The organism is Kitasatospora sp. MY 5-36 (genome assembly GCF_001182915.1).
GTDB lineage: Bacteria > Actinomycetota > Actinomycetes > Streptomycetales > Streptomycetaceae > Kitasatospora.
In genome coordinates this window covers 1-3934 of sequence record NZ_LFVW01000841.1, presented here as the reverse complement: position 1 = coordinate 3934, position 3934 = coordinate 1, and the positions used below count along the sequence as shown (strand labels likewise).

Sequence of the window (3934 nt, the reverse complement as noted above, 5' to 3'; positions counted from 1 at the left end):
GGCGGTGGCAGCGGCTGCTCCGCGGCCAGGCGGCGCGGCTCGCGGGCGAGCAGCCCGGCGGCGCGGCGCAGGTCCTCTTCTATTCGGCCCCGGGCGAGTACCGGATGTCGGGCGCTGTCCTGCCGGGAGGCCGGGTCGACCTCGGGGAGGTAGGTGCGCACCGCCCCGCCGTAGACGGTGTGGTACTCCAGCGCGACGTTGAACCCGGTGCGGGCGCCGGGGTCCAGCACGTAGGCGGTGGCGAGGCCGGGCAGCTGCTGGCAGAGCGGGGCCACCACGTCCCGCACCCAGCTGTCGAGCGGCAGGTTCACCGGGACGCTGGCCACCACGGTGGGCAGCCTGCGCTCGGGGTCGCACAGCTCGTCGATCAGGGCGTCGACCTCGTCGGCCGTGATCACCCGGGGGCCGGAGTGCACGGCGGTCGGGCCGTCGGTGGCGTCGAGCAGCGGGAGGAGCGTACGGGCGAGTTCGGGCACCGGCACCCGGCACGGGGTGCGCACACCGCTGCCGGTGCTGTGGGTCTCGGCCTCCAGCCGGACCCAGGTGGGGCCGTCGGAACCGGTGGCCACGGTGAGGGTGAGCTGCTGGGTGCCGTGCGGGGCCGGGGTGCGCAGGCGGCGGCGGTCGTATCGGCCCGTACCCGGGCCGCCGCGCAGCGGACCCTGGTCGCGGTCGAGCAGGACGCGCTCGCCCAGGCGGAGGCGCTCGGCGGTGGGAGCCGGCTCGGTGCCCTGCTCGGCGGGGGCGCGGTGGGCCGGCGGGGGCTCCTCGAAGCCCTCCTGCTTCAGCCAGCAGGCCAGTTGTTCGTCGGCCAGGGCGACGGCCTCGGCGTGTGAGAGGGCCGTGGTGACCGTCATCCGGTAGGGCGTCGCGGGGCCGCGGGGGCCGGGCAGGTCTGCGGCGGCGTGCGAGCGGACGCGGTTCGGGGCGGGGCGGTTCGCGATCGGATGGTTCGAGGTCGGACGGCTCGTCGGGTGGTTCGTCGAGTGGCTCGTGGGGCGGTTCGAGGTCGGGTTCGTCGCGGACTGGGAATTCGAGGTCGATCGATCCGAGGTCATGCGCATACCTCCGTGGTGCGGGGTGGGGTCCTGTGTCCTCCATCGATGGTTTCGTCCGGTTCTGCCGGAGCCTTGCCCAGGAAACGCCACGGCCCGGAGCGGAAGTTCCAACTCCGGGCTACGACACTACGTTCGGGTGAATCTGCTCAAGCGGTCTTCCGCGTGGCGCGGGGCCTGGGCTACGGGAAACGGCCGGTCACGGGCCGTCCGACGGATCGTCCGACCCCCGGGGCCCAGGAGCTACCCCCCGCCCCCGCGGCCAAAGCGGCACCTCGGGTCAGACCGGCACCTCGACGTACGTGCGGCCGGCCGGGACCGCCACCGCGGTACCGCCGGTCGCCTCGGCCAGCCAGGTGTGGAAGTCCGCCACGTCCGGCTCCGGCACCCCCACCTCGATCCGCACCCCGGCGGCCTCGTAGGCCAGGTCGCTCACCGTGTATCCGGCCGCCCGCAGGTCGTTCTCCACCCGCCCGGCCCGGACGTGGTCCACCGTCACCGCGAGCAGCGCGACCGGTCGGCGCTCCAGCAGGCCGACCTCGTCCACCGCCTCCGACACCGCGTTCCCGTACGCCCGCACCAGGCCGCCCGCACCGAGCTTGATCCCGCCGAAGTACCGGGTGACCACGGCGACCGTGTCGGTCAGCCCGCGTCGGCGCAGCACCTCCAGCATCGGCACCCCGGCCGTGCCGCCGGGTTCGCCGTCGTCGCTGGAGCGCTCGCGGCGCTGCTCGTCGCCGACCACGAAGGCGGTGCAGTTGTGCCGGGCGTCCCAGTACTGCTTGCGGATGCCCGCGATGAAGGCCTGCGCCCCCTCCTCGTCGGTGACCCGGGCGAGGTGGCAGATGAACCGGGACTTCTTGATCTCGGTCTCGTGGCTGCCGGCCCGCCGGATGGTGAGGTACGGCCTGGCGGTGGGCTCCGGCGTGGCGGACATGGCGCGGGGGTCCTCCCGAGGACGGTGAAGGCTGACGGCGCGCCCCGGGACACCGGGGCGGCACCGCCAGCCTAGTTGGCGCACGACGGGAGGGATCAACGGCCGGGGGCCGGGAACCGGCCGAGCCGGAGGATCGACGGCCGGGACCCGGCTGTCGGACGCGGACGGGTCAGCGGCCGGCCAGGGCGTTCAGCCGCCCGCGGTCCAGGCCGGTCAGCGCGGTGACCTCGGTGAGGTCGACGGCGCCGCAGTCCAGTCCGCGCAGCAGGTAACCGCTCAGCGCCCGGGCGGTGGCCGGCTCGTCCATCACGTCGCCGCCCGCCTTGGCGACGTACGCGGCCAGCCGCGCGGCGGCGGCCGCCAGGCCCTCGCGGTAGAAGGAGTAGACCGCGACGTAGCGGGTGGGCAGGTGCGCCGGGTGCATGTCCCAGCCCTGGTGGTAGGCGCGGGCCAGCGAGCGGCGGACCAGGCCGTGGTGGAGCTTCCAGGCGGCGTGCACCTGTTCGGTGGAGCCGGTCGGGACGACGTTGGTCGAACCGTCGGAGAGCCGCACCCCGGTGCCCGCGGCCGCCACCTGCATGACCGCCTTGGCGTGGTCGGCGACCGGGTGGTCCATGCTCTGGTGGGCCGCGCTGACGCCGCAGGCGGCGCTGTAGTCGAAGGTGCCGTAGTGCAGGCCGGTGGCGCGCCCCTCGGCGGCCTCGATCATCCGGGCGACGGTGGCCCGGCCGTCCGGGCCGAGGATCGCCTGGGTGGTCTCGATCTGGATCTCGAAGCCGATCCGGCCGGCGGGCAGCCCGGCCCGGCCCTCGAAGTCCTCCAGCAGCCGGACCAGCGCGGTGACCTGCTCGGCGTAGGTCACCTTGGGCAGGGTCAGGACCAGGCCCTCCGGGAGCCCGCCGTTGGCCAGCAGGGTGGCCAGGAACAGCTCCAGGGTGCGGATGCCGCGGGCCCGGACGGCGGCCTCCATGCACTTGGTCCGGATGCCGAGGTACGGCGGGGCGCCGCCCTCGGCCACCGCCGCGGCGACCAGTTCGGCGGCGCGGACGGCGGCCGCGTCCTCCTCGGCGTCGGGGCGGGGTCCGTACCCGTCCTCGAAGTCGATCCGCAGGTCCTCGACCGGCTCGCGCTGCAGCTTGGCGCGGACCCGGGCGTGCACGTCGGCGAGCAGCTCGTCGTCCGCGACGCCGAGGGCTCGGGCCAGTTCGGCGGGGGTGGCGGCGTGGCGGTCGAAGGCCTCCAGGGCCCGGCGGCCCCACTCCCGCACGGTGTCGGCACCGAAGGCGTCGGCCGGGACGTAGACGGTGTGCACCGGCTGCCTGGTCCCGGGCTCACCCGGGTAACGGCGCGCCAGATCGGCGTCGACCGGGGCGAGCAGCGCCTCCACGGCGGCACGGGCCCCGGTGGAGAAGGAGGCCCCGTCCGCCGGCCCGTTTCCGTCGACCCCGACCCGTGTCATCCGCACTCCCCATGCCGAACCAGCGCTTCAACAGTTTGTTGAGGCGAAGGTAGCTCCGGCGGGATCGGGCGTCAATGGCCGCCCGGGCCCTGGACGGTGGCGGCGGCGGTCAGTCCCGCCCGGCGGCGGCGTAGCGCTCGTTCAGCTCCGGGTAGAGGTCGGCGACCTCCTTGGGGTGGACCGAGCCGTCCGGTCCCTTGCCGGTGACGCCGTACTCCCTGGTCAGCCAGTCGGCGAGGCGCTGGGGGTCGGGCTGGTGGCTGTGGGCGTCCATGTACGAGACGAGCGCGGCGTAGGCGACGTCCGGGTCGAGGCGCGCGGGCGCCGGGGAGAACGCGGACTGCTCGGCGCGGGCCGACTCGGCGGCCGGGACCGGCTGCGCCAGCTCGGCGGGCTGCGCGAACTCGGCGGGCTGCTCGGGCTGCTCGAACTGCTCGGACCGCTGCTGCGGGCCGACCGGGTGCTGGGCCTGCGGACCGGGCG

General features: G+C 75.2%; 2 protein-coding genes and 2 pseudogenes. All 4 read right to left on the bottom strand.

The window, feature by feature from the left end:
* Positions 1-857, bottom strand: a pseudogene (locus AE652_RS37010) (hypothetical protein); the annotation flags it as partial.
* Positions 858-1335: 478 nt separating this feature from the next.
* Positions 1336-1992, bottom strand: a complete 657-nt coding sequence (locus AE652_RS37005) for a YigZ family protein (RefSeq protein ID WP_049659555.1) — start codon at positions 1990-1992, stop codon at positions 1336-1338.
* Positions 1993-2161: 169 nt separating this feature from the next.
* Entirely contained in the window at positions 2162-3451 is a 1290-nt protein-coding gene (locus tag AE652_RS37000) for an aldolase/citrate lyase family protein (protein ID WP_107086637.1), read from the bottom strand.
* A 109-nt stretch (positions 3452-3560) separates the two neighbouring features.
* Positions 3561-3934: pseudogene (locus AE652_RS36995) on the bottom strand (hypothetical protein); the annotation flags it as partial.

Excerpts from the sequence above, each read along its gene's own strand:
- AE652_RS37005 (WP_049659555.1), bottom strand. The coding sequence starts at position 1,992 with ATGTCCGCCACGCCGGAGCCCACCGCCAGGCCGTACCTCACCATCCGG.
- AE652_RS37000 (WP_107086637.1), bottom strand. The coding sequence starts at position 3,451 with ATGACACGGGTCGGGGTCGACGGAAACGGGCCGGCGGACGGGGCCTCC.